Source organism: Paenibacillus sp. DP01 (assembly GCF_044784315.1).
In the GTDB taxonomy this organism is placed as follows: Bacteria; Bacillota; Bacilli; order Paenibacillales; family Paenibacillaceae; genus Paenibacillus; species Paenibacillus polymyxa.
The window spans coordinates 3,208,622-3,232,923 of record NZ_CP173059.1 but is presented as its reverse complement, the minus strand read 5'-3'; the positions used below and the strand labels follow the sequence as shown (position 1 = coordinate 3,232,923).

General features: G+C 48.1%; 22 protein-coding genes. 17 read left to right on the top strand and 5 right to left on the bottom strand.

What is annotated here, in order from left to right:
- The 4 genes from ACH59B_RS14175 to ACH59B_RS14160 all read left to right on the top strand — a co-directional run bounded on the left by ACH59B_RS14175 (window position 1) and on the right by ACH59B_RS14160 (window position 4,480).
- Window positions 1-1,335 (top strand): STM4014 family protein, encoded by a 1,335-nt coding sequence (locus ACH59B_RS14175; RefSeq protein WP_016822114.1) that lies wholly within the window; start codon window positions 1-3, stop codon window positions 1,333-1,335.
- Window positions 1,335-2,117, top strand: a complete 783-nt coding sequence (locus ACH59B_RS14170; protein WP_017427603.1) for an STM4013/SEN3800 family hydrolase — start codon at window positions 1,335-1,337, stop codon at window positions 2,115-2,117. The genes ACH59B_RS14175 and ACH59B_RS14170 overlap by 1 nt, the downstream gene beginning before the upstream one ends.
- A 69-nt stretch (window positions 2,118-2,186) precedes the next feature.
- Complete coding sequence (locus tag ACH59B_RS14165) at window positions 2,187-3,614, top strand: STM4012 family radical SAM protein (RefSeq protein WP_016822112.1); 1,428 nt, start codon at window positions 2,187-2,189, stop codon at window positions 3,612-3,614.
- Entirely contained in the window at window positions 3,611-4,480 is an 870-nt protein-coding gene (locus ACH59B_RS14160; protein WP_016822111.1) for an STM4011 family radical SAM protein, read from the top strand. Before ACH59B_RS14165 ends, ACH59B_RS14160 begins: the two co-directional genes overlap by 4 nt.
- A gap of 95 nt (window positions 4,481-4,575) precedes the next feature.
- Here ACH59B_RS14160 and ACH59B_RS14155 read toward each other — a convergent pair whose 3' ends face one another.
- The 4 genes from ACH59B_RS14155 to ACH59B_RS14140 all read right to left on the bottom strand — a co-directional run bounded on the left by ACH59B_RS14155 (window position 4,576) and on the right by ACH59B_RS14140 (window position 6,846).
- Window positions 4,576-4,854, bottom strand: coding sequence for a YxcD family protein (locus tag ACH59B_RS14155; RefSeq protein ID WP_016822110.1), 279 nt, complete (start codon window positions 4,852-4,854; stop codon window positions 4,576-4,578).
- Between the two features lie 3 nt (window positions 4,855-4,857).
- Window positions 4,858-5,313, bottom strand: a complete 456-nt coding sequence (locus ACH59B_RS14150) for a hypothetical protein (protein WP_016822109.1) — start codon at window positions 5,311-5,313, stop codon at window positions 4,858-4,860.
- Between the two features lie 160 nt (window positions 5,314-5,473).
- Window positions 5,474-6,040: a PadR family transcriptional regulator gene (locus ACH59B_RS14145; protein WP_016822108.1), complete on the bottom strand. Its 567-nt coding sequence runs from the start codon at window positions 6,038-6,040 to the stop codon at window positions 5,474-5,476.
- 242 nt (window positions 6,041-6,282) lie between these two features.
- Entirely contained in the window at window positions 6,283-6,846 is a 564-nt protein-coding gene (locus tag ACH59B_RS14140; protein WP_016822107.1) for a carbonic anhydrase, read from the bottom strand.
- Window positions 6,847-7,019: 173 nt separating this feature from the next.
- Here ACH59B_RS14140 and ACH59B_RS14135 point away from each other — a divergent pair, with 173 nt between their 5' ends.
- From ACH59B_RS14135 to ACH59B_RS14115, 5 genes are all read left to right on the top strand, one after another.
- The gene (locus ACH59B_RS14135; RefSeq protein WP_017427606.1) at window positions 7,020-8,537 is read left to right on the top strand and encodes a carboxypeptidase M32; all 1,518 of its coding nucleotides are present in this window, start codon (window positions 7,020-7,022) and stop codon (window positions 8,535-8,537) included.
- Window positions 8,538-8,680: 143 nt separating this feature from the next.
- A complete protein-coding gene (locus tag ACH59B_RS14130) occupies window positions 8,681-9,769 on the top strand; it encodes an ABC transporter substrate-binding protein (protein ID WP_017427607.1) in 1,089 nt (362 codons plus the stop codon).
- Complete coding sequence (locus ACH59B_RS14125; protein WP_016822104.1) at window positions 9,766-10,578, top strand: ABC transporter ATP-binding protein; 813 nt, start codon at window positions 9,766-9,768, stop codon at window positions 10,576-10,578. The genes ACH59B_RS14130 and ACH59B_RS14125 overlap by 4 nt, the downstream gene beginning before the upstream one ends.
- Window positions 10,579-10,586: 8 nt before the next feature.
- Window positions 10,587-11,420, top strand: a complete 834-nt coding sequence (locus ACH59B_RS14120) for an ABC transporter permease (RefSeq protein WP_016822103.1) — start codon at window positions 10,587-10,589, stop codon at window positions 11,418-11,420.
- A 117-nt stretch (window positions 11,421-11,537) separates the two neighbouring features.
- The gene (locus ACH59B_RS14115) at window positions 11,538-12,494 is read left to right on the top strand and encodes an aromatic acid exporter family protein (RefSeq protein WP_013371555.1); all 957 of its coding nucleotides are present in this window, start codon (window positions 11,538-11,540) and stop codon (window positions 12,492-12,494) included.
- A gap of 21 nt (window positions 12,495-12,515) precedes the next feature.
- Here ACH59B_RS14115 and ACH59B_RS14110 read toward each other — a convergent pair whose 3' ends face one another.
- Entirely contained in the window at window positions 12,516-13,832 is a 1,317-nt protein-coding gene (locus tag ACH59B_RS14110; protein ID WP_017427608.1) for an amino acid permease, read from the bottom strand.
- 115 nt (window positions 13,833-13,947) lie between these two features.
- Here ACH59B_RS14110 and ACH59B_RS14105 point away from each other — a divergent pair, with 115 nt between their 5' ends.
- The 8 genes from ACH59B_RS14105 (at window position 13,948) to hfq (ending at window position 24,148) form a co-directional block, all read left to right on the top strand.
- Window positions 13,948-14,844 carry a LysR family transcriptional regulator gene (locus ACH59B_RS14105; protein ID WP_025365075.1) on the top strand — a complete coding sequence of 299 codons (897 nt, stop codon included), beginning with the start codon at window positions 13,948-13,950 and terminating at the stop codon, window positions 14,842-14,844.
- 126 nt (window positions 14,845-14,970) lie between these two features.
- Window positions 14,971-15,528: an outer spore coat protein CotE gene (locus ACH59B_RS14100; protein ID WP_013371552.1), complete on the top strand. Its 558-nt coding sequence runs from the start codon at window positions 14,971-14,973 to the stop codon at window positions 15,526-15,528.
- A 125-nt stretch (window positions 15,529-15,653) separates the two neighbouring features.
- Entirely contained in the window at window positions 15,654-16,889 is a 1,236-nt protein-coding gene (locus ACH59B_RS14095; RefSeq protein ID WP_026065464.1) for a putative amidoligase domain-containing protein, read from the top strand.
- A 109-nt stretch (window positions 16,890-16,998) separates the two neighbouring features.
- A complete protein-coding gene (mutS, locus tag ACH59B_RS14090) occupies window positions 16,999-19,818 on the top strand; it encodes a DNA mismatch repair protein MutS (protein WP_031461622.1) in 2,820 nt (939 codons plus the stop codon).
- Between the two features lie 70 nt (window positions 19,819-19,888).
- Window positions 19,889-22,057, top strand: a complete 2,169-nt coding sequence (mutL, locus tag ACH59B_RS14085) for a DNA mismatch repair endonuclease MutL (RefSeq protein WP_017427611.1) — start codon at window positions 19,889-19,891, stop codon at window positions 22,055-22,057.
- 12 nt (window positions 22,058-22,069) lie between these two features.
- Window positions 22,070-22,921, top strand: coding sequence for a class I SAM-dependent methyltransferase (locus ACH59B_RS14080; protein WP_019687796.1), 852 nt, complete (start codon window positions 22,070-22,072; stop codon window positions 22,919-22,921).
- Window positions 22,905-23,885 carry a tRNA (adenosine(37)-N6)-dimethylallyltransferase MiaA gene (gene miaA / locus ACH59B_RS14075; protein WP_016822097.1) on the top strand — a complete coding sequence of 327 codons (981 nt, stop codon included), beginning with the start codon at window positions 22,905-22,907 and terminating at the stop codon, window positions 23,883-23,885. The genes ACH59B_RS14080 and miaA overlap by 17 nt, the downstream gene beginning before the upstream one ends.
- Before the next feature lie 20 nt (window positions 23,886-23,905).
- Window positions 23,906-24,148, top strand: a complete 243-nt coding sequence (gene hfq, locus ACH59B_RS14070; protein ID WP_013371546.1) for an RNA chaperone Hfq — start codon at window positions 23,906-23,908, stop codon at window positions 24,146-24,148.
- Window positions 24,149-24,302 lie beyond the last annotated feature (154 nt).

The window sequence follows — 24,302 nt, the reverse complement described above, 5'->3', positions numbered from 1 at the left end:
ATGATGAAGATGTGGGATAGTAATGTCAACGAGCCGTTTATCTTGTTCGGTAATTCGGGGAATCGTCGAACTACGGGGCTGCAGGAAGCACGAAGCAGATTAATGCTTCCGTCAGCTCTGGAGGTCTCCTATACAGATGTGTTGGGGGCCATTCGAGAGAAACACAGTCTGAACGAACTGATGGTCAGGATAGCTGCACAAGCTGCGCAAGATAGCGTGAATGGCAGTGTCCAATTGCAAGAGAGCATTGATCAATTACTGAAAGGTCGGGTGGACAGAGGCCCGCTGCTACGTCTGGATGCACCGGGCGAAAACTTTGAGGTAGAGCGGGAGTTGATTGCTCTGGGCGCCCCGGATGCCGAGGGAGACGATTCTCTGTTGCCATGGCCGGAATGGGCACATGGCACAGGTATACTAGCGGCAGAAGCGCGCCGTTTGCAGGAACAGCGTGGTCGCATTTGGCACCCGGCACAATGGTTCCGGGGCTATTGCCGTCTGCTGGCTTGGCTGCGGCATGAAGTAGATCGGCTCTGGCCTTCGTCGCGCTGGATGAACGATCCTGCGGAAGTAGCCGTCATGTTTGACAAACGGCGTTGTAGCGCCGTATTAGACCAGGCAGACATCAGGGTCCCGCCTGTGCTTACAGCTTCAGGCGGTGCTTTTCGTGATGCTGTTGATCTGCATGCAGCTATGAAAGAGAGTGGGTTTCACCGCGTATTTGTGAAAATATTTTGCGGGTCAGGCGCTTCTGGTGTCATGGCTTATCAAGTACATCCCAAAACGCATGCAGAACTGGCGGTAACTACGATTGGAACAGAGATCATACACGGACAGCGTGTGTATTATAATGCCGGACGATTGCGTCGTTATACAGACAAGCAGGATATTCATGCCATCCTTAACTGGCTATGTTCGGAAGGGGTACATGTGGAACGCTGGATTCCCAAAGCGACCTTGAACGGACGTGTTTATGATGTGCGTCAACTCGTGTGTGAATCAGAAGCTTGTCATGCGGTTTTACGTTTGAGCCACAGCCCCATCACAAATCTACATTTGCGTAATGAGCGGCTCTTGCTGGAGGAAGCCGAACTACCACAAAGTACGGTGGAATCGGTTCAGCATACTGCAAAAGCCGCCATGAGGGTCTTTCCGGCGTCCATGGTTGCTGGACTGGATGTGCTTGTTCCGGCTCACGGTGGTCGTCCCTACGTATTGGATGTTAATCCGTTCGGTGATTTACTGTACCGGGTTGAACATCAGGGTTGGAATCCATATGAATGGGAAATGTTGCACCTTGCTAATAGGAGCGTAGTTTTGGAAAGGAAAGACAGATAATGACTGATATGAATCAAATTGTTGGCTCTCATGATATTGTCATGATTACGCTGGATACCCTGCGTTATGATGTAGCCAAGCTGGAGGAAGAAAACTGTCCGAATTTATGCGGCTCCGGGTCGTGGGAAAAGCGCCATACACCAGGGAGCTTTACATATGCTGCACACCATGCTTTTTTTGGCGGATTTTTACCGACTCCGGCCAATACGGATAAGGCTTCACATGTCAGGCTGTTTCACACAAAAGATACGGGACTGCGTACGCATCCACATACCTGGCTGTTCGATGCTCCGGACATTGTGTCCGGGCTGGAGAACGAGGGCTATCGGACCATCTGTATCGGCGGCGTTATATTTTTTACGAAGAAGAACAAGCTGGCCAAGGTACTGCCCGGATATTTTCAAGAGAGCTACTGGCGCATGAACTTTGGCGTTACCAACCCTCGTTCAACAGAGCATCAGGTGAATCATGCCTTGAAGCTGTTGGAAAAGGCAGACCCTGCACAGCGCTTGTTTTTGTTTATGAATGTATCAGCCATCCATGGGCCTAATCATTATTTTGTAAAGGGCTCTTCAAAAGATTCAGTAGAGTCTCAACGAGCAGCTTTGCGGTATGTGGATGGTGAACTTGGACGCTTGTTTGATGCTTTGCGGAAGCGTGGCAAGACGTTTTGCATGGCTTTTTCCGATCATGGTACAGCTTATGGGGAAGACGGCTACGAAGGGCATCGCCTGGCGCATGAGGTAGTGTGGAATGTGCCTTACCGCGAATTTATACTGTAGGACAAAAAGAAACGTAGTTTGCACTGGTAAATGATCAACAATCCAATCCAGCGCGAGGAAGGAGCAGAAATGAAAGCCATGAATCTGAATCACCTGCATCCAATGGGCCCAGCAACCCAGACTTCTCCGGGAATGGACACTAATTTAGTAACGTCTAGATTTCAGTGGCCGGATACTCCTGTAGAATGGGCACGTACGATCCGAGAAGCTCCCTATCGCTCCTATCTGTATTCTTACCCGCATAAAACGGCCTATCGTTCGTTCGATACACCGCTCCCATTGCAGGAATTGTGGGAGAAAGAAGAGTTGGAAAGCTATTTTTTGTATATGCATATACCGTTTTGCGCAGCTCGCTGTGGATTTTGTAACCTGTTCACTTTGCCAGACAAGCGTCAGGATGTGCATAAGGAGTATGTGGATGCGCTAGAAAGACAAGCTCGGCAATGGGCTCCAATTATGGGGGGTCGGCCTTTTTCGCGTTTTGCGATTGGCGGTGGTACACCGACCTTATTGGAGGCTCCTTTGGTGGGGCGTTTATTTGACATTGCGGAAAATATTATGGGATTGGACCCCAAGCGAGCTTCTATTTCAGTTGAAACCTCTCCAGACACTGTAACTGAGGATAGGCTGGAAGTGCTCAAGCGCCGCGGTACAGATCGTGTCAGCATGGGAATCCAGAGCTTTGTGGAATCAGAAAGTGCCGCCATATACCGACCTCAGAAGCCAAAGCTTGTTAGAGAAGCACTTGAGCGGCTGGTAGAATACAATTTTCCTTTGCTCAACGTGGATCTGATCTATGGTCTGCCTGGTCAAACGGTGGAAACCTGGCTGTATTCTCTGGAGGAAGCTCTGTCTTATTCGCCAGGAGAGATCTTTCTTTACCCGTTATATATTCGTGAAAATACGATTTTAAAGCCCGGCTATACCGGGCTGGATCACGATATTCGCCTTAGCTTGTATGAAGTAGCGCGTGAACGGCTCAAACAGGCAGGATATGTACAATATTCCATGCGCCGTTTTGCTAAAAATGAGGGTACATCCAGCAAAGAGCTTTTGCCCTACAGTTGCCAGGAGGAGGGCATGGCTGGATTGGGGTGCGGAGCACGCTCTTATACACGCGATGTACACTATGCCAGCCGGTATGGTGTCAGTACAGCAGCCACACGTAGTATTATCGCGGATTATGTGGCGGCGGAGCGTCATGATCTGGCTGACTACGGCTTTATTTTAAATGCGGATGAGCGTAAGCGGCGCTTTATCCTGAAGGCACTTCTTCATCGGGAAGGATTGGAACTATGCGCCTATGCAGAGCGCTTCGGTGTATCCCTGGAAGACGATTTTACAGGAATGTCACTGCTGCTAGAATCGGGTATGGCTGTGGTCGAGGAGGGCACGCTTCGACTTACGGAGGAAGGAATGGCCTATTCCGATGCGATTGGGGACTGGATGATTTCCACATCAGTACGTGAGCGTATGGAAGGATATGTAGGCGCATGAGAGCGACCTTATATTATCGTGGTTCGCTGACCTCATGCAACTATGCTTGCCCTTACTGCCCATTCAGTAAAAACGTCGATAGTCGGGAAACGTTGAACAAGGATCGGGCGCAGTTGGAACGTTTTGCTGATTGGGTACGAGAGCAGGGCGCTTTGGGGCACCAGCTCTCCATTTTTTTTAATCCATATGGAGAAGCCTTGATTCATTACTGGTATCGTAAGACCATGATTGAGTTCTCCCATATGGCGCATGTGGAAAAAGTGGCCGTACAGACGAACCTTTCGGCTAAGCTGGATTGGACAAAAGAACTAAATCCAGAGACAGCTGCGCTGTGGGCTACATATCATCCTGGAGAAACCAAAGAGCAAGCTTTTATATCGCAGGCTATGAAGCTATATGAACTTGGCATTTCCTATAGTGTCGGTACAGTTGGATTGAGACAGGCGTTCCCGGCTATTCGTTCTTTGCGGGCGCAACTTCCAAAAGAAGTATATATGTGGGTCAACGCCTACAAGGACCGCCCCCATTATTATACGGATGCTGAGGTTGCCGAATTAACTGCGATAGATCCCTATTTCCAATGGAATTTAAAGGATTATAGTAGCCAGGGGCGAGCATGTCGCGCGGGAGAAGATGTATTTTACGTCCAAGGTGACGGACGAGTAAAACACTGCTATCAGGATCGCCGTGTGATTGGACACCTGTACAGAGACGGTCTGGAGGGGCTGAGCGCCCAGCGTCCGTGCCGGATGAAAGAATGCGGTTGTTATATCGGTTATATCCATATGGAAGAGCAGCCATTTCGGGAAATGTACGGTAACGGCTTGCTCGAAAGGGTGCCGCATACAACCATGATGATCCATTAGACAAAAAAGAGAAAAAAAAGAACCGCCCTTGCCATCAGGCAAAGAGCGGTTCTTCTGTTTGGAAATAAGTTTGTACGATTGCCTATGCAATTTAATTAAATTTGGACAATAGCAGTAATTTCTTCATCCAGATCCAATCTGACCTGCTCGCGATAGGCACGAATATTGTATTCGGAATGAAGATATCTCAGAATCGCTTCTATCATATTAGCTTCCACTAGATATTGACTGCGTCCCTGGACATGAACTTCGGCTGTATAGCCTGTATCTTCATCCCAGCTTAGCTCCACAACCACATCGGTTGGTTGTACGCCCTTGCGTTCAGCCATATGCAGGCAAATGGCATTGACAATCTCATCCATGCTTAAAATCATAACTTAGTAACGTCCTCCACGAGAATCATCTGGTCTACGGCGATTTTTGATAGCTCGGTAGATACCTACACCAACCATAATCAGAACATAAATAGCTAGAACGTTAACGACCAGACCAAGCAAGCTACCCAATGCACCCATGTTGCCGAACAATCCGCCAAAGAGCATACCTGCCAAGCCGCCCAGCATCATACCTTTGAGGAACCCACCACCGCCACCAAGGAACCCACCGGTTCTGCTTGTGTTGCCCGTAGTAGCACTAGATTTAGTTCCACTATCAGACTTATTGATGCCGCTGCTGTCATTCGCTTTGCTTGGTGTAGATTGGTATGATTTTGGTCCGGATTTAAATCCGCCACCACGCCTTGCATCAGCTGTAGATGGTGCGATCATAGCAATGAGTAGGGTGAAAGCCATCATCAGCATCATCATATTTTTCAAAGTGAATGTCTTTTTCATGTAAATATAATCCCCCTTAGTAATTTGTGTTATAGGTCAAACAACCGCTTACCCGTAATACGATATAGCATGGAAAAGGGTTTCAAAGAATTTTAATTTTTAAAAAATTAAACGATAACGTACATAAATCCCATACACGGATTGATAAAAACGTTCAGCTTTAGGGTTTAAGTAAAAACGGATTCGTGTCTGCTCTGACATCACCGGCAAGCAGCATGCGCAGCACCATTTGGCACCATTCCAGGCCTGCTCTAGCATTTAAAAGCCCTTTTTGCACTAAAATATAGTCACCGAAATTCTTACTGCCAAAGTGTAAATTTTCTGCGGGAATGTCGTTCAGTATATCCTCTAGATGCTGGATTTTCTGAATAAAATAACGTTTACGTTCTTCCAGCATACGATTGGCACTCGTCTTGTCCGTCAACCAGAGACAGAATAATCGAAGGCTTAATTCGTCCCGTGTAACCGGAGCAGCTAACGTTTCCTGAGACCATTGCTGAAGCATATGGATTCCCTTGTCGGTAATGGTATACATTTTTTTATCAGGCTTGTCGGATTGCTGAATCCATCGGGAGGCTAGCAGTTCCTTGCTCTCCATACGGGCCAGTAGCGGATAGATCTGACTGTGCTTGGCCTGCCAAAAAGGCTGTATACGCAGCATCAGATCATAGCCGGAGGATTCCTCTCTGGCGAGTAGCCCCAACAGACCATACGATAGTAAATTCATATATCTTATCTCCTTCATCCATCTTAGTGACGGTTGTAACAGCTCTGCGGCAGATCATCTGCGGCTTCATAAAAAGTGTACACTGAAACTGTATGGTTTGACAACTTTCACACTGGTCGTTCACAGGTTAGCCAAAATTAGCTGGGGGCATTCTGTATGTATATGTGCTTTTTTTCATAGAAACAGGGTAGTTTAAGCACGTATGTACGCGCCTGAACTACCCCGGTAACTAGATATAGTGTTTACTGGTTATTCCCATCAACAACAAGTGTTAACGCTCCTGTATCTGGATGTATTACCATGCCATGAACGGGCGTATTCGGAGGGAGAAGGGGATGGTTTTTAATAAGCTTCACTGTAGTCTGTACCCCTTCTTCAATGTTGTCAAAACCTTTTAACCATTTATTCAGCTTAATACCTGAATTCTCCAATGTACTCAGCACTTCCTGCGAAATTCCGCGATCAAGCATTTCATTAACCATGTGATCAGCGTTTAATGCAGCCATGCCGCATTCATAATGACCTACAACGAGCACTTCGTCTGCTCCCAGCTCGTATAGAGCGACTAGCACACTGCGCATTACGCTTCCAAAAGGCTGTGAAATAATTGCACCCGCATTTTTGATGATTTTGACATCACCGTTACGCAGGTTCATGGCTTTGGGGAGCAACTCCGTTAGCCGCGTATCCATACAGGTTATGATAACCATTTTTTTATTAGGGAACTTGCCTGTTCTATAGGCCTCGTATTCTTTGTTTTCTACGAAAACACGATTGTACTCTAAAATTTCTTGGATGTGATCCACGATTGTTCCCTCCAGATTCTAATAAAGTTTAATATGTACCGCCCAACGTTTGATCCAGGTATTAGGAGCTGGTCGTACATGTTGTGTGTTGATTATACTTTTTAATATAATTATCATCAAGTATAGGTATCTAAAAATTTTAACCATTTTAAGTTAAAGAGGTGTCTCTAATTATGGAGCAACAAACATTGGATCAATGGACGGCTTTAAAGGAAATTGCACACAAAATCAGTGGTTACGGCGAAGCAGTCGGCTTGCTGCACTGGGATTTACGGACAGGCGCTCCACGTAAGGGCGTTGACATCCGGTCGGAGACGTTGGGCATGCTGTCCACGGAAATGTTCAAGCTGATGATCTCGGATGAAATGGGGCAGTTGCTGCAATTTTTTGCCGCAAAAGACAAGCTGGAGCAACTGGAAGACAATGATCGCAGACTGGTAGAGGAATGTCGCAAAAATTATGACCTAAATCGTTCGGTTCCGGCAGACCGCTACCGGGAGTATAGCATTTTAGCGGCTCAGGCGGAAAGCAAGTGGGAGGAAGCAAAGGAACATAGCGACTTTGCCGGATTCGAACCGTACTTGTCTAAAATCGTAGACATGAAGCGCGAGTTTATCGGTTACTGGGGGGTTAAGGATACAGAGTACGACACACTTTTGGATCAATATGAGCCAGGGATGACGGTTGAAAAGCTGGATGCGGTCTTTGATCGTCTCAAAAAGCGCCTTGTACCCCTATTGTCTAAAATTCAGGCTTCACCCAATCAGCCGGATAAAAGCTTTTTAGACGGTGTATTTGATGTAAAGCAGCAGGAAAAGTTCAGTCTGTTCATTTTAGGTCAGATGGGTTATGACTTTGACGCAGGTCGTTTGGATGAGAGTGTGCATCCCTTTGCGACAGGGTTAAATCCAGGTGATGTGCGTATAACAACACATTATTTGCAAGATGATGTAACCAGTGCTATTTTTAGCTCGCTGCATGAAGGAGGCCATGCACTGTACGAACAAAATATTGCTCCTGAGTTAGCAGGATCACTACTGTCCGGAGGAACCTCTATGGGGATACATGAATCCCAGTCCCGCTTGTGGGAAAATAAAATCGGACGCAGTCGTGCTTTCTGGGATCGGTATTACGATGATCTGCAAAAGCATTTTCCTGATCGTTTGGCGAAGGTCACGGCTGAGCAATTTTACCGGGCAGTCAACCGCGTGGAAAATTCATTGATTCGTATTGAAGCAGATGAGCTGACATATAATTTACATATTATTGTCCGCTATGAAATTGAGAAAATGCTGTTTAATGAAAAGCTGGATGTAAAGCGTCTCCCTGAGGTATGGAATGCAAAATATAAAGAATACCTGGGACTTCTTCCCCCGAGCGATGGGCTGGGCGTACTTCAAGACGTTCACTGGTCCGGTGGTGACTTTGGCTATTTTGCTTCGTACTCGCTTGGCAATATGTATGCAGCGCAAATTTTGGCGACTCTGCGCAAAGAGCTGCCGAACCTGGATGAGCTGATTGCTGCTGGTGAGCTGGAGCCGATTAAGCAATGGCTGACTGAACGGATTTACCGTTACGGCAAGAGTCGGACGCCGTCTGAGTTGATTGTAGCCATTACAGGTGAGGATCTGAATCCCGATTATCTCGCCGACTATCTGGAAGAGAAATATACATCCATATACAAGCTGTGATTTAGAAGTTGTTATATAATCACACACAAAAACCCCGCGTTCTTAGGCAAATGCGGGGTTTTTGTGTGCGATTAACCATTATATCGACAGCCGCATAACAATATATGAAGTCAACGATGCAAAAAGGTGGGGAGGGAACAAGGATGAAAAACGGCACTCGTTTCAAAGCAGTGGTGGCTGCGGCACTACTCGGATTACTGTTGCTCAGTGGGTGTGCCCCCAAAGGGGAACAAACGATTGAGATCAGACTTGGCGAGGTAGCCCGTACGGTCTTTTATGCGCCGCAGTATGTAGCCTTGAGCCAGGGGATGTTTGCTCAGGAGGGACTGGATGTTCAGCTGGCTACGATCCCTGGGGGAGACAAGGCGATGACGGCGTTGTTGTCCAATCAGGCAGATATCGCGCTGATCGGCGCAGAAACATCTATTTATGTGTATCAGCAAGGAGCAGAGGACCCTATCATTAATTTCGCCCAGCTGACACAGAAGGACGGAACCTTTTTGTTTGCACGGCAGACGCAGGATAGCTTTGACTGGGAAAAGCTGAAACAACAAAATTTTTTGGGACAACGCAAGGGCGGAATGCCACAAATGTCACTTGAATTTACGCTTCGCAAACACGGCATTGATCCTCATAAGGATCTGAAGCTGATTCAAAATATTGATTTTGCCAATGTCGCCTCTGCTTTTGGCTCAGGTACAGGGGATTACGTACAGCTGTTTGAGCCACAGGCATCTATTTTTGAAAAGGAAGGTCGGGGGAGGGTGGTTGCCTCCATCGGCGTAGAGAGTGGCGAGTTGCCATATACGGTATATATGGCGAAGCAAAGCTATCTAAGCACCAATAGCGAGGCCGCTCAGAAATTTACAAATGCCATATATCGGGCACAACAGTGGATTGCTGCGCATTCACCTGAACAGATCGCCGAAGCAATTACGCCTTATTTTAAAGATACAGAATTAGCTGTTTTGACGAGTAGTATCAAGCGCTACAAGGAACAGAGTACCTATGCTATGAACCCGATGATTGAGGAAAAGGAATGGAAGAATTTACAGGATGTCATGGCCTCGGCAGGTGAGCTGAAAAGCCCTGTTGCACTAGATAAGCTGGTCAACTCAAGCTTTGCAAAACAGGCGATCTCCTCCAACTCTATCGGGAATACTGAGACAGATGTGAAAAAGAGCGCAACTGAAGCTACGGATACAGCTGTCGATGCTGGAGGTTCACCATGATGGAAGAACAGAGTGGTCTCACTGCGGATGTGACGATCCCGATGGTGAGAATGGAGCAAGTGACCCATGTGTATGTAACAGATCGGGAAGCTTCACTTGCGGTTGAGAATATCGATTTTTCCGTAAATACAGGGGAGTTTGTCAGTTTAGTCGGTCCAAGCGGCTGTGGCAAAACGACGATCCTGTCTATGATCGCCGGGCTGCTGCGTCCAGCGGCAGGTCAAGTTATGCTGCAAGGTCAGCCGGTAAGTGGCCCGAGCCCTGAGGTCGGTTACATGTTGCAGCAGGATTATCTCTTCCCGTGGCGGACGATCATGGATAACGCATTGTTAGGTCTGGAACTAAGCAACAGAGTAGATGAAGCTGCGCGTGAGCGGACACGGTTATTGCTGGAAGGCATGGGTCTGGGAGGAAAGGAGCATTTGCATCCATCCCAGTTGTCTGGAGGAATGCGCCAGCGTGTGGCGCTGGTACGGACGCTGGCGACTAATCCGGGACTGCTGCTGCTGGATGAGCCGTTCTCCGCGCTGGATTATCAAACCAAGCTACAGCTGGAGGACCTTGTTGTGCAAACCTTGCGGGAGCGAGAGAAAACGGCGATTTTAGTCACGCACGATTTGGCCGAGGCGATTGCAGTCAGCGACCGGGTTATAGTGATGGGGCGAAATCCTGGTCATATTCGGCGTACCTTTGAAATTCCGGATTCCATCCGGGAAGCCCAGCCTTTTTATGCACGCGAGCAGCCGGGCTTTAATGAGCTTTTTCATGAAATATGGGGGGAACTGGAGGCTTCGGGAGCAAAGGAGTGAGTTAACGTATGAAGAACGAAGCTGATCAGCTTGAGCAACGATGGATTCAAGGACTGCATCAGACGTATTTGCGTAACAGGCGTTTGCAAAAGTGGTTAGTAACAGGTGTGCAGACAGCTATTTTGCTGCTTTTATTTGTATTGTGGGAAATTGCAGGTCGTTTGAAGTGGATTGATGTACTGTTGTTTAGCTACCCTAGCAAAATTCTCACACAGATTGGCAAGGATGCGGTCAGCGGTGAATTATGGGGGCATGTAGGTGTCACTGTTGGAGAAACAATGGCAGGTTTTTTGCTTGGCACACTGCTCGGTACACTGCTGGCGGTACTTATTTGGTGGTCGCCGTTTTTGTCGAGGGTGCTTGACCCGTATATGGTCGTGTTTAACAGTATGCCCAAGGTAGCGCTGGGCCCGATTTTTATCGTCATGTTTGGGGCAGGTTTTACCGCGATTCTGATGACGACCCTCTCCATTACGGTTATCATTACGACACTTGTGGTGTACAACAGCTTTCAGGAAGTCGATTCGAATTTGATCAAAGTGGTTCGCACGTTTGGGGGATCACGTCGTGATACGTTTCAAAAGGTAATTTTGCCCGCATCCTTTCCCGCAATTGTCTCTACGCTAAAAGTGAATGTCGGCATGGCGTGGGTTGGCGTGATTGTGGGTGAATTTTTGGTGGCTAAAAATGGCTTAGGCTATTTGATTATTTATGGTTTTCAGGTATTCAATTTCACGCTGGTCATGTCCAGTTTGTTGATCATTGCTGTCGTAGCTACACTGATGTATCAGGCAGTCGTGTATGTGGAGCACCGCCTGCTTTCGGGTCGCCCTCATCGGTAATTATTAAATTTCTGAATATTTGTGTAAAACGTGAAAATAAAGTACCATGAAAATGAAATACTTAATATTTATGAAAATGAGAAAACAGATTTCATCTAGAGAGGACAGAATTTTTTCATGGGCTTTCGTACGATTAAAACGGCTATTGCCGCATTAATGGCCGTACTTATTGCAGAGGGAGTAGGCATTCACGGAGCCACCTCGGCAGGGCTTTTAGCAATTTTGGGGGTGGATGTCACACGCAAGAGAAGTCTCCGTACCATTTCGGCTAGATTTTTTGCATCCGTCGTGGGACTTCTTTTTGCTTGTGTTTTGTTTGTGGTATTCGGATTCCATGATTGGGTACTTGCATTATATATTTTAACGGCGTTTCCGGTCATTGTACGGGTAGGCTTTAAGGAAGGCATTGTCACGGGTTCAGTCGTAGTTTTCCGAGTATTCAGCGGCGGTGTGATTGATATGGAGGTGCTGCTGACCCAGCTGGCTCTGCTGGTGATTGGACTGGGTTCTGCGATGGTTGTCAATTTAGCTTATATGCCGCGTTCTGATAATACAATGCAACAAATCCGGCAGGAGGTGGATCGGACATTTTCTGTTATTTTCAGAAATATGGCCAACACGCTGCGTAGTCCGGCATACATATGGGATGGCAAGGAAGTTATTGAAGCGGACAGCGTGATCACCAAAGGGGTCACTGAGGCGGGGCGTTCATTGGAGAATCAAATGCTTCGTCCCCAAGAGGGCTGGAATGTGTATTTTTATATGCGCAAAGAACAGCTGGATTCGATTCAAAACATGATGCAGTTGATCGCACAAATGTATCAGCACATGCCGCAGGCCAAGCTTCTGGCCGAGCTGTTCGACCAGCTTAGCAACGACGTTTTGGCTGGACATTATACGGGGCAGACCGAGAAGCTGTTGGAGCAGGTTCGTGAAGAATTTAAAGCCATGGAGCTTCCCGCAACTCGGGAGGAATTTGAGATTCGTTCGGCATTATTGCAGCTTACACATGAGCTTCATCAGTATTTGAAAATCGCTAAAAAGGACAAGGCCCCTACTCCAGTGAAAAATTAGAGTAAAGACCTTGAGCGGCTACTATCCATGATGGACAGTAGCCTCTTCTTGTTCGGTGATGGCAGAAGTCGGATGAGTAAAAGTTCTTTTATGCCGAATTCGATCTGTAATCCATAAAACAGCTGTGATCAGGCAAGGGTACAGCATAGCCCACCCAACAAAAGGAAAGACAACTGCCGTGGAGATGAAGGAAATCCAACTAATGGACACTCCCCAACGACTCCCGCGTAGGAGCTTAATCCCTGCTGCACAACCTCCTAGATAGGTCAGAATGAAGGTGGCGTTCGGGAATTGGATCAGGTTGGTGAGTGAAACTGCACCGCTACCGTACAACACCATAATGATCACGAAGCAGACACTAAGAAAAGCAATGCCCCCGATGGGTGTATGGAAACGTTGGGATAACATCCCCATCCAGCGAAAGGCCTGTCCTTGTCGGGATAAAGCATAAGCGACTCGTGAAGCGGCACCCACGTAAGCAATAATAGTAGCGGTGCAAATAAAGATACCCGTCAAGCCCGCAATGATCGCACCCCATGGACCGATAGCCCGACTAATCACCCATACGAGCGAAGCATCTGAACCCCCTGCAAGGTAACTTTGTGTGCCCACTGTAGCAAGCGCAGTAAGGAAATAAAGCAAACCGACAATGACAGCTGCAATGATCACACCTCTAACGGCAGACCGCTCGGGATTGGTAAATTCCTCTGACATATGAGACACGGCCTCCCAGCCGATAAAGCACCAGAACAGAATCGCAGCTGCTTGGCCGACAGAAAGCCAGCCATGTGGAACAAACGGCGTAAAGTGAACAGTTTTCATCTGAGGGAGTGCTGCGGCAATAGCGAATATCAGGACGGCAACGATGGCTATAACGACGGCAATCTGAATGCGTCCGGCAACCTTCATACCGATCCAGTTGATGATCAGGCCCACCGCCAGCATAGCAGCGGCCAACAGTATGCGACTTTCCTCTCCCCAGCCCATAGCTGTGGTCATATAGCCGGCTCCGGTAAGTGCGGCAACAGGCGCCCCAATTGGAACCGACATGAGAAAAAACCACCCGATATAAGCACCGGCACGTGGGGAAAAGGCCAACGTCACAAAATGCGATACCCCTCCGGCATTTGGAAATTTCGCAGATAGAAGCCCCATGGAAAGCGCCATTGGGAGAATAAGCAGGGTCATGAATCCCCATGCCAGCAACGATGCTGGGCCCGCCATTTGGGCGGCAAGGCCAGGCACAATCAATACCCCCGAACCCAGCACAGCTCCGATATAGAGCGCAATGGCCTGTGGAAGACCAATAGTGGATTGAAGTTTATTTTCATTCGTCATGCAGAAAAGCCTTCTTTCTCTTGTTATTTTCTCCAGCTTATCAGATAATCAATCTATCGGAAAAACGGAATATTACGATTGCTTGCATCGGAAAAATCGATTGAAGGAGCGGATTATGGAATCGCGGCATTTGTTTACTTTTTTAAATGTGGTGGAGGCAGGCAGTTTTACGCGAGCAGCGCGTATACTGGATTATGCACAGTCAAGTATTACTGCTCAAATTCAAACACTGGAAACGGAATTGGGTACGCCGCTGTTTGATCGCATTGGCAAGAAAATCATGCTGACCGATGCCGGGCGACGCCTGCTGCCCTATGCGCAGGAAATTTCCAAGATGCATGCTATGGCTAAGGATGCGCTTCGTTCAGAAACAGAATTAACAGGGACGCTAAAAATAGGAGCACCAGAGTCTCTGGCTGCTTTTCGTTTGCCGAGTTTGATCCGTGAGTACAGAGAGCGGTACCCAAAGGTCAAAATTGTACTTAAGCCCGGCGAATGCTGGGAATTACGTGATTTGATCCGTTCCGGTGAACTGGATTTGGCTTTTTTGCTTCAACCTGAGACAGAGGATAGAGAACTGAATATCACCACGCTTATTCATGAGCCGATGGCGCTGGTTGCGCCTCTGAAGCATTCACTGGTTGCCTGTACACAGGTAGAGCCTGCCGACTTGAAGGACGAAACCATTTTGCATACGGAGGCTGGATGTACGTACCGAATCCTTTTTGAGCAGTATTTAAACAAACACGGTATTTTTGCAGACCCTAGTCTGGAATTTTGGAGCATTGAAGCCATCAAGCAATGCGTCATGGCTGGACTGGGTATTGCGCTGCTTCCGCTAGTTACGGTACAAAATGAGTTGCGAGAAGGGAAAATGGCACGTCTAGCCTGGGATGACAGTGAACAGCAGGTGGCTACTCAGGTCGCTTATCATACGAAAAAGTGGAAATCGCCAGCTCTCAGCGAATTTTTACAGATCGTTGAGCAGCATGTAACACATTGGCGTGCATGAGTTCAAGCCATGGCGGCATATGCTTATACAAATAATATTTTTTCCTTTTCGCCTATTCACTCAACATTCGCCCACAACCTGCATACATATGTATGGAATGATTGATTGTATGGAGGAGGTTCAAGAATGGCATTAAGTCATAAAAATCGTAGAGAGATTATTACCAAAGCGATCTGTGGTAAAGGTCGCAGATTCTCTACCGTAACCCATACCGTAACTCCGCCGAATAATCCGACCAGTATTTTGGGAGCATGGATTATCAACCACCAGTATGAAGCTGTGGCGGCTGGAGACGGCATTGAGGTCATCGGGACGTATGATATCAATATTTGGTATTCATACGATAAAAACTCGCAGACCGATGTGGCAAAGGAAACGGTGTCGTACGTAGAAAATGTGCCGCTCTCGTATCTTGATCCGAAGCACCGGGCGTCTACAGTGGAAGTATCCGCCGAAGCTACACAGGAGCCAAGTTGCGTTGAGGCCAGTGTGTCTTCTGGAGGTGGCAGCGTAATGATCCGGGTCGAGCGGGAATTTGCGGTGGAGCTGGTGGCGGAAACGAAGATTGTTGTAGAAGTATTCCCGTATGGCAGCAGTGACGATTTTGACAAGGACTTTGATTTTGGAGCGGAAGAGGGGGACTATGAGGAGCTCGACCCCGACCTCATTGACGACGAGCTCTGACAGGAGTGACCAAAAAGAGGGCCACTTTACTCTTTGCGCCGGCTGATATTGCGCAGGGGGCAAAGGCCCTCCTTTTTTGTCGTTTTGGATCGTTAAATTCCGTACGTAGAACGGTAAGGGGGAGTATGATGCGGCAACCGGGACAGGCGCTCAAACGCTTCAGAGAGATGACGGATGATGAAAAAATGCGCAGACTGGAGCGTTCAGGTATATCGGTTCGTTGGCTGGATGAGAGTACAGCAGATTTTGCGATCGGCTACGCGGTGCAAATCCATCAACTGCGGGGACTGGAAATCCGTAGACGTGCCCTCGAAGGTTCTACCAAAGTTAGCACATATGATTTGTCTGAACTAGATTCTCAATCCCCGCTCTATGTCCGGATGGAGCGGCTGGCTGTACGTGCGTTGTATACACTCGGTTTGGACAGTGGTGAGGTAGTGCTGACGCCGCTGGGAGAGCGCAATTGTCAGGTTCGCCAAGTCTTGGCACAGCCCTGGCTGAACGATAGACGTTTGGCCACGCTATACGAAGTTGCTGCTCGTGAAGAGGATGCTCCGGGAGAGGAACTTTCAGCGAAACGGGGGAGCGCGCGACTATTAATCGGAATGGACCCCGAATTTGTGCTGGTTCGTATGCCAGAGGGGAGGGTTGTTCCGGCTTCTAGATTTTTGGGTCGACTAGGCATAGCTGGCTGCGATGCCGTTACCCGCCGAGGGCGAACGCTGTATCCGGTCGCTGAGCTTCGTCCTGCCCCGAGCGAAGATCCGGCTCGTCTGCTGAGGCATCTGCGCCAAGCTTTTGCAACAGCAGCTCGACGTATTGACGACCGCACGCTTATCTGGCAGGCGGGCGGAATGCCGCAGCCAGGTTTTCCCCTGGGCGGACACCTGCATTTCAGTGGTGTTCCGCTAAATGGTGCCCTACTTAGGGCACTAGATAACTATTTGGCGTTGCCTCTGGCGCTGCTAGAAGATAAGCGCTCGGCTCGGCGCAGACCGCATTATGGCAATTTGGGCGATTTTCGCTGTCAGTCTTACGGAGGCTTTGAATATCGTACACTGCCTAGTTTTCTAATCTCGCCACAGCTGGCGAAAGGTGTGATTGGGATGGCGTTTCTGATCGCTTCCCAATATTCACGTTTGCAGCGTAGGCCGCTGGGAGAAGAAGAGGCTCACAGAGCTTTTTATGAAGGAAACCAGGTTGTACTTAGAGAGTATATGGAGCCGGTTATTTTAGATATGGTTTCACTAGAGATCTATTCTCAATATGAAGCTTATATAGCGCCGCTGCTGGATAGCCTTCGCCAAGGAAAACAATGGGATGAAACACGGGATTTGCGCCCGTACTGGAAGCTTTCGTAAAATCAGGTGTCAACACCCGAGAGGGTTTCATGTTATCGACTGTCATTTTTGATATAATGAAAGATAATTATAAGATTAACGGAACAAAGTGTGGGGGTTAGGTAACGGTATGTCTAAATATACACCGATGATCGAGCAATATTTATCTATAAAAGAGCAGGCTAAAGATGCATTTTTGTTTTTCCGCCTAGGGGATTTTTACGAGATGTTTTTTGATGATGCGATTCTTGCATCCAAGGAGCTGGAAATTACACTGACTGGTCGTGAGGGTGGCGTCGCGGAGAAAATTCCAATGTGCGGCGTGCCTTATCATTCAGCAGAAAATTACATACAACGCCTTATTGAGAAGGGTTATAAGGTGGCCATCTGTGAGCAAATGGAGGAAGCCTCAGCTACGAAGGGAATGGTGCGGCGGGATATCGTCCGTGTTGTGACCCCGGGTACGGTCATGGAGGGCAAAGTGCTGGGTGATAAATCCAACAACTACATGGTATGTGTCACAGAGACGGACGGGATGCTGGCGCTGGCGGCATGCGACTTGTCGACAGGTGAACTCTATGTGACTTCCGTACCTGATTCGAAAGAATGGCTATTAGATGAAATTAATATTTATGAGCCGTCCGAAATGTTGGGGGATGGTCATTTGCTCGATTTCGTGACCTCTCGTATGTCGCCTGTTGGACGGCGTGTTGTGTATACGGCCTGGGACAAATCCAAAGATGATCTGGTACGGGATCAATTTGGTGAAGCCACATGGGCAAGGCTTACGGAGGAACGCAGACGTTGCGTATCGCGCCTGATTGCCTACTTAAATGAAACGCAAAAAAGATCGTTAGGTCAACTGACCCAAATCTCGGTCTATGAGCCCAATCATTTTATGATTCTGGATCCATTTACCCGCCGGAATCTGGAACTGGTGGAGACGGTGCGTGAACGCTCCAAGAAAGGCTCGCTGCTGTGGCTGTTGGATCGGACAGAGACATCCATGGGCGCACGTTTGTTGCGTCGTTGGATCGACAAACCGCTGTTGAGCAGCAATTTAATTGAGGAACGATTAGAAGCGGTAGACAAGCTGTACCACCAGTTTATTTTCCGCGAGGATGTACGTGCTCAGCTTAAAGAGATTTACGACCTGGAGCGTTTGGTAGGACGGATCGCTTTTGGTAGTGCTAATGCACGAGATTTGATCGCTCTCAAGCTGTCTCTGGCTCAAATTCCGTCTTTACGCGAGCTGTGCGCTGAATCTCCATCGAATACGCTGAGACGGATTGCACAAACATTGGACAGCTGTACAGACCTGTGTACGCTAATTGAGGAAGCAGTTGCCGATGAACCCCCGATTTCCGTAAGAGATGGAGGGCTTATAAAGGAAGGTTACCATCAGCATCTGGACGAACTGCGTGAAGCGAGTGTGAACGGTAAGCGCTGGATCGCTGAGCTGGAGGCCAAGGAACGTGTAGCAACCGGCATTCGGTCGCTCAAAATCGGATACAACAAAGTGTTTGGTTATTACATCGAGGTGACCAAATCCAATTTGGCTTCATTACCGGAAGGTCGATATGAACGCAAACAGACGTTGGCGAATGCAGAACGGTATATCACACCGGAATTGAAGGAAAAGGAATCGCTGATTCTGGAAGCTGAGGATAAAATGGTGGATCTGGAGTACACGCTTTTCTCCGAGCTTCGTGGTAAACTGAACGCTGAAATTCCCCGTTTGCAAAAGCTGGCAGAGCAAGTTGCTGAAATCGACGTGTATCAGTCGCTGGCAACGGTTAGCGCGGAACGTGGATTCGTGAAACCTGAGCTGACAACAGGATATGATTTTGTAGTGGAACAGGGACGGCACCCCGTAGTGGAGGCCGTAATGAAAGATGGTGGCTTTATCGCCAACAACACAGTGTTGGAAGAAGCCGATGCGCATATTCTACTCATCACCGGTCCGAATATGGCTGGGAAAAGTACGTATATGCGTCAGGTTGCTCTCATTGCGATTATGGCTCAAATTGGCTGCTTTGTCCCGGCTGCACGTGCTAAAGTGCCGATGCTGGATCGCATTTTCACACGGATCGGTGCTGCGGATGATCTCATCGGCGGGCAGAGTACGTTTATGGTCGAAATGGCGGATATTCAAGTCATGACGGACAAGGCAACTCCGCGAAGCTTGATTATTATTGATGAACTGGGACGAGGGACGTCCACCAGCGAAGGGATGGCAATTGCACAAGCGGTCATCGAATTTGTGCATGATACGATTGGTTGTAAGGCGCTGGTATCTACGCATTTCCATGAGCTGGCCCATTTGGAGCAAGGTCTGTCTTCGCTGCGAAATTACTCCATGGCTGTGCAGGAAAGCGGCGATAAGGTGAATTTCCTGCGCAAGCTCATACCAGGCGCGGCTAGCAGTAGCTATGGTATTTATTGTGCCCGGCTTGCAGGTTTGCCTAATAACATTATTGAGCGAGCGAATGGTCTGCTATATGGTTTTGAACAGGCGGCAGCTCAAGTAACGGCGGGCACGGAGGCAGTAGGGGGAGCGAAGGAAGGGACTGATCTTCGTACAGCGTCAGGGACAGAAGAGATTTCTCCAATGTCCGCAAAATATGTAGGCCAGACATTGTCAGCGAACGGAGATACAGCACCACAAGTCCAGTCTGGATCACAGCAAGCCACCCTGGTAAAAGAAGATACCTTACAGATTGTGGAAGATTCAGGTGAGTTGGAGCGATCAGCTTCTGACGTGGTACAGCTGTCCATTTTCGGAGAGCAGGATCTTGCTCCCTCCAAGCCACACCCAGAGACGGTAGAAGCTAATCCGATCGTGCGGCAAATTTTGCGGAAAGTGAAAAATGCTGATGTCATGAACATGACACCCTTACAGGCAATGCAATTGTTAAATGAATTAAAAAATAAAGCCAATGGTCTGTAATTAAAAATATTAGGCATTATTATTTTGCTTATTTTTCATCACACTTTGAAGTCAGGAGGAGGTTAAAAGGATGTCTAAAATTCGAGTGCTAGATGAGCATATTGCGAACCAGATTGCTGCCGGTGAGGTCGTGGAACGTCCAGCCTCCGTCGTGAAGGAACTGGTGGAAAATGCGATTGATGCGGGCGGTACACGAGTAGACGTATGGGTAGAAGAGGGCGGCCTGCAAAGTATTCGGGTGACGGATAATGGCAGTGGGATAGAGCCTGAAGACGTGGAAACGGCATTTTATCGGCACGCGACAAGCAAAATCGGACATGGCCGCGACCTATTCCAAATCACAAGCCTCGGCTTCCGGGGAGAGGCATTGCCCAGTATAGCGGCTGTATCGAAAGTAGAGCTGCTCACAGCAGCAGGAGATGACGGCCGTGCCCGTAAACTGGTGATTGAGGGCGGTAAACTGGTACTTCACGAGGATGCTGCTGGTAGGCAGGGGACGGATTTTACCGTACGCGATCTGTTTTATAATACACCTGCACGGCTAAAATATATGAAAACAATCCAGACGGAGTTGGGGCACATTTCGGATGTATTGTACCGAATGGCGCTTTCGCACCCGGAAGTGGCCTTCACATTGCGGCATAACGGCAATACATTGCTGCAAACGCTGGGAAATGGCGATTTGCTCCAAGTGATAGCTGCTATTTACGGAACTTCTGCGGCAAAATCAATGTTGATGGTGGAAGGAGAGAGCCTTGATTACCGAATTAGCGGCTATGTCAGTCGCCCGGAGTGGACCCGATCGAATCGCAATGCAATTTCGACAGTAGTGAATGGACGATTTGTGCGAAGCTATGGGCTCAATCAGGCACTGCTCAAGGCGTATCATACTTTGTTGCCGATCAATCGTTATCCGCTGGCTGTGATCCAACTGGACATGCATCCTTCTTTGGTGGATGTTAACGTCCATCCAGCCAAGCTGGAGGTGAGGTTCAGTAAAGAAGCTGAACTGTTTCAGTTGGTTGAAGATTCGGTAAAAGCTGTTTTAGGGCAGCAAGTGCTGATTCCGAAGGCAGTTAAACGCGAAATTGGCGGTAAGGATAGTGGCTCGTTTGTGCAGGAGCAGTTTCATTTCTCGAAAGGAAATGGTGCAGAAGTAGATGCTTCTTCGGATAATGGTCATAATCGAACGCTACCTCTTTCTATGGCTTCGCCGCAGGTCCAGGAATCGACACAATCCAATCACTTGACCAGTAATGAAGAGAAGAAGAAGATTAGCCAGGAGCGTGAGCAACATCCGAGTAGGGAGAGGAGCCATTCAGTCAATGGACAGGCAAACACTCTCGCTCGTCAAAGTATCAGTGATGACGAACTGGATGCAGATTTTGTGGAAGAAAACAACGGGAGTGATGATAGAGGGAGCGTGTCACTTCCTGATGGGATGACTACACGGATATCCACAGGAGATCATGCCGAAACAGATGTCTCTTCCTCGTACAGCGAAGGGATACAGGAAACGGCTGCTTCTGCCGCTTACCGTTCTTCTGTTTCCCCCCTTGCAGACAACACTACTAAATTCACGGATCAGAAGACGCACCAGGAACGTCTGAAGACAGAGCAATTGGCAGCGTTGTCGGGGGCAGCTCCTGAGGTGCCTACTTTTCCTGAGCTGAATTTAATCGGTCAGCACCATGGAACCTATCTGATTGCACAGAACGACCAGGGCTTGTATTTAATTGATCAGCATGCCGCCCATGAACGGGTCAATTACGAATTTTATTACGAAAAATTTGGCAATCCTGAATCAGTATCACAGGAGTTGTTACTGCCAATTACATTGGAATTTACGCCTTCCGAAACGGAAAAATTGAAAACAAGGTTGCATTGGTTTGAACAGGCGGGGGTGTATTTGGAACATTTTGGCGGGCAAACCTTCCGTGTCAGCTCATATCCGTACTGGCTCCCCAAAGGAGAAGAAGCGGATGTCATTGAGGAAATGGCTGGATGGGTGCTGGAGGAAAAAGCCATTGATCTAGCTAAACTGCGGGAGGCAGCCTCAATCATGTGCTCCTGCCGGGCTTCGATTAAAGCAAATCAGAAGCTGACTGACCGACAGGCCGTCGTGCTGTTAGAACGTTTGGCAGCCTGCAAACAACCCTATACCTGCCCCCATGGGCGCCCCATCGTTGTTTCCTTTTCCACATATGATTTGGAGAAGCTGTTTAAAAGAGTAATGTAAGGGAGTATAAATATGTTGCAGGATTGGGAAAAACGTGAAGAAGAAAAGCAGATGATGCTTCGTGAGAAACAAGCTGAATTACTGGTCACGACAGGAGATTCTCCCTCGGACGAGGTTGTGGAGCGTGCGAAGCTGCTTGCAGCCGAGCTTGGGGTGCTGTACGCCCCACGTCGTGGCATATCAGTAGCTAAGCTAATCGCTGCTCACAGAGTCCGTCAGGCTCTGGTGCTGGTGCAGGGCGGGGTGAGGCTGATTAGTCCGGAACAACCACCGATGGTTTTTCATCCAAGTATGGGATTCATTCGAGCCAAAAGGGTATTAAAGGGCGAGGCTGATCCGATGTTGACGGCTGCCCGACTTACCCCGGGTGATACCGTGCTGGATTGCACGGCCGGGCTAGGTACGGATTCACTTTTATTTTCCATTGGAACGGGAAGTTCTGGACAAGTCACAGCTGTGGAGAGTTCCTTCCCTGTCTATGCATTAATCAAGGATGGGATGAGACATTACCGTTCCGGTAATGCTGCAGTAGATAGAGCCTTTTCCGACATTGACGTTCGTTTTGGTCATCATCTGGACTATTTGCGTAGCTTGCCGAACCGCAGTGTAGATATTATTTATTTTGACCCGATGTTCCGTGATCCGTTGCTTGATTCCAGTGCAATCGGTCCATTGAGAGGATTGGCCAATCCAGATGCATTGAATGAAGAAAGTATTGCTCATGCGAAAAGGGTTGCAAGAAAAACAATTGTATTGAAAGAAAAAAGGGGTAGCGGAGAGTTTGCCCGCCTCGGCTTCCGTGTGGAGCAACGGGGCACAACGAAAACAGTGTACGGAGTGATTGATATTGACAGTGGCATCTAAGCCTAAACTACTTGTTCTTGTTGGCCCGACTGCGGTTGGCAAGACGAAACTAAGCATCGAAATGGCTCGACAATTTGACGCGGAAATTATTTCCGGGGATTCCATGCAGGTATACCGTCATATGGACATTGGAACTGCCAAAATTTCCGAACAGGAAATGAAAGGAATCAAGCACCATTTAATCGATATTCATGAGCCTGAATACCCATATTCAGTAGCCCAATTTCAGGAAGACTGTCGTCGTCTCATACCTGATATTCAATCTAGAGGAAAGCTACCTTTCATCGTAGGCGGGACAGGTTTGTATGTAGAATCGGTTTGCTATGAATACCAGTTTTCTGAGGTAGGGGCAGATGAAGCTTTTCGTCAGGAACAGCTTGACTATGCCGATCAGTATGGAGCCGACGCGCTTCATGCGCGACTACAGGCAGTTGATCCCGAAAGTGCACTTCGTCTGCACCCAAATGATCGTCGTCGAGTCGTGAGAGCGCTGGAAATTTACCATGTTAGCGGAACAACACTTAGCTCTCAACTTGCCAGTCAAAAAAAGGAATCTCCCTACCAACTCTGCATCGTAGGTTTGACAATGGATAGGCAAATGCTATATAAACGTATTGAAGACCGAATTGACGGGATGCTCGATCAAGGGCTTGTTGCTGAGGTAACCTCCTTAATGGAACGGGGAGTGCGAAGCGATGCCATCTCCATGCAAGGTCTAGGCTATAAAGAGATATCCTCCTACCTGCGGGGAGAGGTGTCTTTGGAGGAGGCGGTGACTTGGCTAAAACGGGATACGCGTCATTTTGCGAAGCGACAGCTCTCGTGGTTTCGCCATATGAAGGATATCCAGTGGGTAGATGTCACTGATTTCGAAAATTTTTCTGCTCATGCAGCCCGAATACACGAAATTATAGCAGGAAAGTTCCGGACAGACCTTGAATATACTTCAAAACAATCCAAATGATTATTGGGGGTACGGCTAAAATGAACAAGTCTATTAATATCCAAGATACGTTTCTGAACCAATTGCGCAAGGATTCTATACCTGTGACGGTATACCTCATCAATGGATTTCAGGTGCGAGGAACGATTAAAGCATTTGACAATTTTACAATCGTTATTGATTCGGATGGGAAGCAACAGCTGATCTACAAGCATGCCATCTCCACCTTCACACCGCAACGCAACGTATCGCTTGTACAACAAGATAACGCTAGCGATAACTGATTACGGCTGGACGGCCGCCCGGGTAATGAAACTTTTCAGGCGTCCGTCTCGTCTAACTGTATAGGAATGTGACCGGGAGCAACCTGATCAGGGTTGTTCTTTTCATTCCGTTTACTTTCATGCTGCCGACAGCTAGCTTTAAGCTTACGCTCGG

What these genes read in the sequence shown, in the direction of transcription:
- ACH59B_RS14120 (WP_016822103.1), top strand. Translation starts at nt 10,587, where the DNA reads ATGAAGAACGAAGCTGATCAGCTTGAGCAACGATGGATTCAAGGACTG.
- mutL (WP_017427611.1), top strand. Translation starts at nt 19,889, where the DNA reads ATGTCTAAAATTCGAGTGCTAGATGAGCATATTGCGAACCAGATTGCT.
- ACH59B_RS14135 (WP_017427606.1), top strand. Translation starts at nt 7,020, where the DNA reads ATGGAGCAACAAACATTGGATCAATGGACGGCTTTAAAGGAAATTGCA.
- ACH59B_RS14110 (WP_017427608.1), bottom strand. Translation starts at nt 13,832, where the DNA reads ATGACGAATGAAAATAAACTTCAATCCACTATTGGTCTTCCACAGGCC.
- ACH59B_RS14080 (WP_019687796.1), top strand. Translation starts at nt 22,070, where the DNA reads ATGTTGCAGGATTGGGAAAAACGTGAAGAAGAAAAGCAGATGATGCTT.
- ACH59B_RS14175 (WP_016822114.1), top strand. Translation starts at nt 1, where the DNA reads ATGATGAAGATGTGGGATAGTAATGTCAACGAGCCGTTTATCTTGTTC.
- ACH59B_RS14130 (WP_017427607.1), top strand. Translation starts at nt 8,681, where the DNA reads ATGAAAAACGGCACTCGTTTCAAAGCAGTGGTGGCTGCGGCACTACTC.
- ACH59B_RS14125 (WP_016822104.1), top strand. Translation starts at nt 9,766, where the DNA reads ATGATGGAAGAACAGAGTGGTCTCACTGCGGATGTGACGATCCCGATG.
- ACH59B_RS14155 (WP_016822110.1), bottom strand. Translation starts at nt 4,854, where the DNA reads ATGATTTTAAGCATGGATGAGATTGTCAATGCCATTTGCCTGCATATG.
- mutS (WP_031461622.1), top strand. Translation starts at nt 16,999, where the DNA reads ATGTCTAAATATACACCGATGATCGAGCAATATTTATCTATAAAAGAG.
- ACH59B_RS14105 (WP_025365075.1), top strand. Translation starts at nt 13,948, where the DNA reads ATGGAATCGCGGCATTTGTTTACTTTTTTAAATGTGGTGGAGGCAGGC.
- ACH59B_RS14150 (WP_016822109.1), bottom strand. Translation starts at nt 5,313, where the DNA reads ATGAAAAAGACATTCACTTTGAAAAATATGATGATGCTGATGATGGCT.
- hfq (WP_013371546.1), top strand. Translation starts at nt 23,906, where the DNA reads ATGAACAAGTCTATTAATATCCAAGATACGTTTCTGAACCAATTGCGC.
- ACH59B_RS14170 (WP_017427603.1), top strand. Translation starts at nt 1,335, where the DNA reads ATGACTGATATGAATCAAATTGTTGGCTCTCATGATATTGTCATGATT.
- ACH59B_RS14095 (WP_026065464.1), top strand. Translation starts at nt 15,654, where the DNA reads ATGATGCGGCAACCGGGACAGGCGCTCAAACGCTTCAGAGAGATGACG.
- ACH59B_RS14160 (WP_016822111.1), top strand. Translation starts at nt 3,611, where the DNA reads ATGAGAGCGACCTTATATTATCGTGGTTCGCTGACCTCATGCAACTAT.
- ACH59B_RS14100 (WP_013371552.1), top strand. Translation starts at nt 14,971, where the DNA reads ATGGCATTAAGTCATAAAAATCGTAGAGAGATTATTACCAAAGCGATC.
- ACH59B_RS14145 (WP_016822108.1), bottom strand. Translation starts at nt 6,040, where the DNA reads ATGAATTTACTATCGTATGGTCTGTTGGGGCTACTCGCCAGAGAGGAA.
- ACH59B_RS14115 (WP_013371555.1), top strand. Translation starts at nt 11,538, where the DNA reads ATGGGCTTTCGTACGATTAAAACGGCTATTGCCGCATTAATGGCCGTA.
- ACH59B_RS14165 (WP_016822112.1), top strand. Translation starts at nt 2,187, where the DNA reads ATGAAAGCCATGAATCTGAATCACCTGCATCCAATGGGCCCAGCAACC.